This window comes from Roseibium sp., assembly GCF_025698965.1.
Lineage (GTDB): Bacteria > Pseudomonadota > Alphaproteobacteria > Rhizobiales > Stappiaceae > Roseibium.
The window spans coordinates 1-4,878 of the sequence record NZ_JAILWL010000480.1; the positions used below are offsets into that span (position 1 = coordinate 1).

The 4,878-nt window shown below is 50.1% G+C and carries 4 protein-coding genes; 2 read left to right on the forward strand and 2 right to left on the reverse strand.

The genetic code is table 11. The features are described from left to right. Together K5905_RS27500 and K5905_RS27505 are read right to left on the reverse strand one after the other, a co-directional pair. On the reverse strand, window positions 1-1,265 hold a 1,265-nt coding region (locus tag K5905_RS27500), incomplete at its 3' end, for a CoA-binding protein (protein WP_297590284.1). A gap of 3 nt (window positions 1,266-1,268) precedes the next feature. Continuing rightward, on the reverse strand, window positions 1,269-2,429 hold the full coding sequence (locus tag K5905_RS27505) for an acyl-CoA dehydrogenase family protein (protein ID WP_297590287.1): 1,161 nt from the start codon (window positions 2,427-2,429) through the stop codon (window positions 1,269-1,271). 78 nt (window positions 2,430-2,507) lie between these two features. Here K5905_RS27505 and K5905_RS27510 point away from each other — a divergent pair, with 78 nt between their 5' ends. Both K5905_RS27510 and K5905_RS27515 read left to right on the forward strand, forming a co-directional pair. Then, entirely contained in the window at window positions 2,508-3,455 is a 948-nt protein-coding gene (locus K5905_RS27510) for a GlxA family transcriptional regulator (protein WP_297590290.1), read from the forward strand. Window positions 3,456-3,669: 214 nt separating this feature from the next. Next, window positions 3,670-4,869 carry a multiheme c-type cytochrome gene (locus K5905_RS27515; RefSeq protein WP_297590292.1) on the forward strand — a complete coding sequence of 400 codons (1,200 nt, stop codon included), beginning with the start codon at window positions 3,670-3,672 and terminating at the stop codon, window positions 4,867-4,869. Window positions 4,870-4,878: the final 9 nt, after the last annotated feature.

The following is a 4,878-nucleotide window of genomic DNA, read 5'->3' on the forward strand; positions in this document are numbered from 1 at the left end:
GGAAGTGTCTCTGACAAGGAACTAAGAACCGCCATCGGCCTTCCGGAGGAAATCATAGCCACTTCGATCGCATCTATGACTTTCAACCATTCCGAAGGCTCGCATCGATCCGAGCGCGGAAAGTCCAGGACAACAATTCCGAGTGAAATTTCCTCAGTTAGCATAGCCGCAAATGTGCGGCTCATTGCTTCAACATCACCCCAGATATAGGTGTGATAATCCAGTGGATTGGCAAGTGCTACTTTTGCCCCCAGAACACTGCGCAGGTTAGCGATCTGTCTCTCGGTTAGATCGGGAAAAAGAATTCCCCTTTCAAAGGCAGTGTCTGCAATGAGACTAGCTTCACCCCCGGAACAGGACATGGACGCAATATTTGAATTTGGAAGAATTCCGGCAACATGTGCCAGTTTGAGCGCTTCCAGAAGAACCGGCAGGCTCTCAACTTGTGCAATATGCAATCGTCTGAGGAGTGCATTGGCACCTGCCATACTTCCAGCCAGCGAGGCAGTGTGGGAAATCGCAGCGTCGCGAGCCTGCCTGGACTTGCCGACCTTCAATGCAATCAGTGGCTTACCCAGTTCCTGGGCTCTTGAGGCAAATCGCTCAAATGAAGCGAGGTCGTCAATACCCTCGATATGCAACCCGATGGCTGTCACACGGTCATCGTCCAGCAAGGCCTGACAGATGTTCGACAATCCTGTTTGCGCTTGATTGCCCACAGTCAGCAAATACGCAATCGGAAGACCTCGTGCCTGCATCGAAAGGTTCAAGGCGATATTTGACGACTGCGACACGATCGCGACGCCTCGCGGAACCCATCTAAGTCCGTGGTAATCAGGCCAAAGTGCCGCGCCATCCAATGCATTGATGAATCCATAGCAATTGGGTCCGAGGATCGGCATATCCCCGGCAGCAGTTGTCAAAGCCTGCTGTAATCCGGCTCCGTCTTCCAGTTCCTGCGATGCTTCTTTGAAACCGGAAGCAAAACAGACGGCACCTCCTGCTCCCATTACCGAGAGTTCGCGAACGATTTCAACCGTTGAAATCCGGTTCACACCAACAAACACAGCATCTGGGACAAGCGGGAGTTCCGCAACCGATGGGACGGCAGAACAGCCATCAATCTCGTCGTATTTTGGATGCACCACCCAAATTGCGCCACAAAAGCCACCTTTTCGGCATTCACGCAATACACTCCGGCACCATGAACCGCCACCGACAACTGCAATTGTCTTAGGGCGGAGTAAACGTTCTAGCGACCGCATCTGTTATGCACCGAGCGGCCGAAAGATATCCCGGCTGATGATGTGTCGCTGAATTTCGCTGGTCCCGTCCCAAATTCTTTCCACCCTGGCATCGCGCCAAAAGCGCTCTATTGGAAAATCATCCATGAGCCCCATTCCGCCGTGAATTTGCAAAGTCGCGTCTGTGACTTTTGCAAGCATTTCAGTTGCGAAGAGTTTGGCACTTGCGATTTCTCTGTTGGCTGGAAACCTCTGATCCAATCGCCAGGCACCTGCCAGCGTCAACCAGTCCGCAGCATCAATTTCTGTGATCATATCGGCTATCTGGAAACCGACGCCTTGGAATTTTGCAATAGGCTGACCGAATTGCTTGCGTTCGACGGAGTAGTTTACGGCGTGTTCGAAACAGCGGCGAGCACGTCCTACACTCATCGCTGCTACCGTGAGCCGCGTTGCGTAAAGCCAGTCGTTCATGACATCAAATCCCGAGTCGACATCCCCCAGGACCTGGGATGTAGGCAATCGGCAATTGTCGAAATAGAGAATGTAGTTTTTGTATCCTCTGTGGCTAACCGAGTTATAGCCATCTCGTACTTCAAAACCAGGAGTGCCACGGTCCACCAAAAAACAGGTAATGCGTTTCTTTGGTCCCTTGGGAGTATCATCCACGCCTGTAGCAGCAAACACGATGAAAAAATCAGCATGTTCTGCGCCGGAAATAAAATGCTTGGAACCGGAAAGAATCCAATCTCCACCTTTGCGAACAGCCTGGCATTTCATGCCGCGGACATCCGATCCAGCGTCCGGTTCTGTGATCGCGAGCGCATCCATTTTCTCTCCACGAACAGTCGGTAGCAAATAGCGTTCTTGTTGCTCCCCTCTGCATGCCATCAGTATGTTCTGCGGACGCCCGAAAAAGTGCGTCAACGCCATCGAACCGCGGCCTAGCTCCCGTTCTACCAGCGTGAAGTCTAAGTGACTTAGTCCAGCGCCTCCGACCTCTTGTGGAAAGTTGCAGGCATAAAACCCAAGATCGATGCATTTTCGCTTGAGCTCCTCACCAAGCTCCAAAGGGACCTGATTGTTTTTTTCAACTATGTCCTCATGAGGGTAGATCTCGTTTTCAACGAACGAACGGACCGTTGAGACAATCATCTCTTGCTCTTCGCTCAGCCCAAATTGCATCAATCACCTCCTCTTGCCTGTACTCGCTAAGAGTGAGACAAATTGGGAATGGCCACTATGCAATTTTGGTAGTCAATCATGCAGTTTTCGAAAAACTCCTCTTCAACAAGAACAATCTGCGTACTGCTGTTTGCAAATTTCTCAAACCATTGCCTCGCAAATGCGATTGAACCGTTTCGGGCAGCAAACACGATTGCCAGCAAAAAACTGTACGTCTGGCACCATCTCAGCATGGAGGGCGGTACCGTGACATCTTCAAGCGGGCTACCTGTAGAAACACATTCATGGGTCGACGCTCAGCCGTCTGGTGAGTATCTCTTCGTAATGCCGAGCTATGGATTTACCGAATTTGCGACTCCTCGAATGAGTGGCATTCTTCGCAGCGCGCAGAACCGGTTTGAAACACTCGTTGGAATGGATACTGGAGCGTGGCTTTTCGCGAAGGCCGGATTGCTTGAAGGAAGAAAGGCGACCATCCATTGGGACGAGTTCACGCGTTTTCAGGAAATGTATCCGGATGTTGATGCTGTTGAAGACCGGTTTGTACTGGAGAAAGATATTGCAACTTGTGGCGGAGCTTCCACGGCGTTTGAACTGATGCTTGAGCTAATCAAGTACCATCACAGTTCAATGTTTGCGCTGGAAATTGCTGCTTTGTTCATGCACGGTGACAAGCTTGAAATGCATGACCCGTTCCAACGTTTGTCGTCTGATGCGCTGGTGCGCAGTGCAACCGCATTGATGCGCCGAACGATTGAAAAGCCGATTTCAATTCCAGAACTTGCCGCTAGGCTTCAAGTCAATCACAGATCTCTTGAAGAATACTTCCAAAACGAGATGAAACTGTCTCCGTTCTCGGTGTACAGATCCATCAGGCTGCGCGAAGCGCGCCGTCTCGTCGAAATGACCACCTTGAGCATTGCTGAGATTGCAGAAAGGTGTGGCTACCTAAATGCAAGTGCGATGACCAGAGCATATCGCCTAGAGTTTGGTCAGGCCCCTCGAAAACATAGAAAGATGTTGTAGCCCATTTCCAAGAGACCACAATTGGGAAATCATAACAGTGCTGCAAGGTTTTTGATGCGTCTTGCAGATCGAATGATTTCAGCAAGCAAGTCTTGACACATCCGGAAATAACGTAGCGGATAAATGCACTTTCAACCCAGAACGGTGTTGAACATTTGCGACTTCGCGCGTTCGCAAATCAGCAAACTCGACAATCTGTCCAGGACGAATTTGCATGAATACACTGCTTCGTATCGGCTTATTTGTTCTGCTTATTGGATCTGGCGGTACTACTGCAAACAGTCAATCTGATAAACAACCTGGATATGTTGGATCAATGGCATGTTCTTCATGCCACGAACGCGAAACATCCGCCTGGAAAAAACCACACCATGCAAATGCTTGGAAGCTACCGAGTGAGGACACCGTCGACAGAGATTTCGATAATGCCGAATTTGCTCACAAAGGGAAAACAAGCAGATTTTATAGCAACGAAGACGACTTTTTTATTGAGACCTCGGATTTCATCGACGCCCCGATGACGTTCAAGGTTGCAGGTGTCGCTGGCTTTTCACCCCTTCAACAATACCTGATTGAAACCGAACAGGGCCGGCTACAGTCTTTCGATGTTGTTTGGGATCAGGAAAAGAAGACTTGGTACCACCCTTACCCGGCCCAGAAATTGAAACCTGAAGATGGGTGCCATTGGAGCAGTCCGTATAAAAACTGGAACGCGCGCTGCGCTGAGTGTCACTCGGCCGGTATTAAGGAAAACTACAGTTTAAGCGACCGCAGATACAACAGCACTCAGGCCGAAATTAATGTCGGCTGTGAGGCGTGCCACGGTCCCGGTGAAAACCACCTAAGTTGGACGCGGAAGCCAGGTCAGAAGATGAAAAGTACATTTTCCGGCCACTACGACAAGGGATTTACCATTGGCATTTCCGGTTCAGACCCCCAAATCGCAATTGAACAATGTGCAGCGCGACATTCACGCCGGGAATCATTCCAGGACTTCAGTCCAGTAACAGGAACACCTTTTCACGACAGCTACAGACTAGCCCTCTTGCGCGATGGGCTCTATCACCCCGACGGTCAGATACTCGAAGAAGTTTATGTTTATGGATCGTTTCTGCTATCAAAGATGCACGACATAGGAGTACGCTGTTCGAACTGCCAAGATCCGCATGGCTCGAGGCTTCAGGCCAAGGAAAATTCGGTCTGCACGCAATGCCATTCTCAAATCGGCAATTCAGGTTTTCCAACATTGATTGCGAAACTCTACGATGATCGATCCCATCATTTTCATGAACCTGGGACCGAAGGAGCGCAGTGTGTGTCGTGTCACATGATTGAGCGTGACGACATGGGAATTGACGGTAAACGGGATCATTCCTTCCGCGTCCCTCGTCCCGACTTGTCCAAAAAAATCTGAACTCCAAAT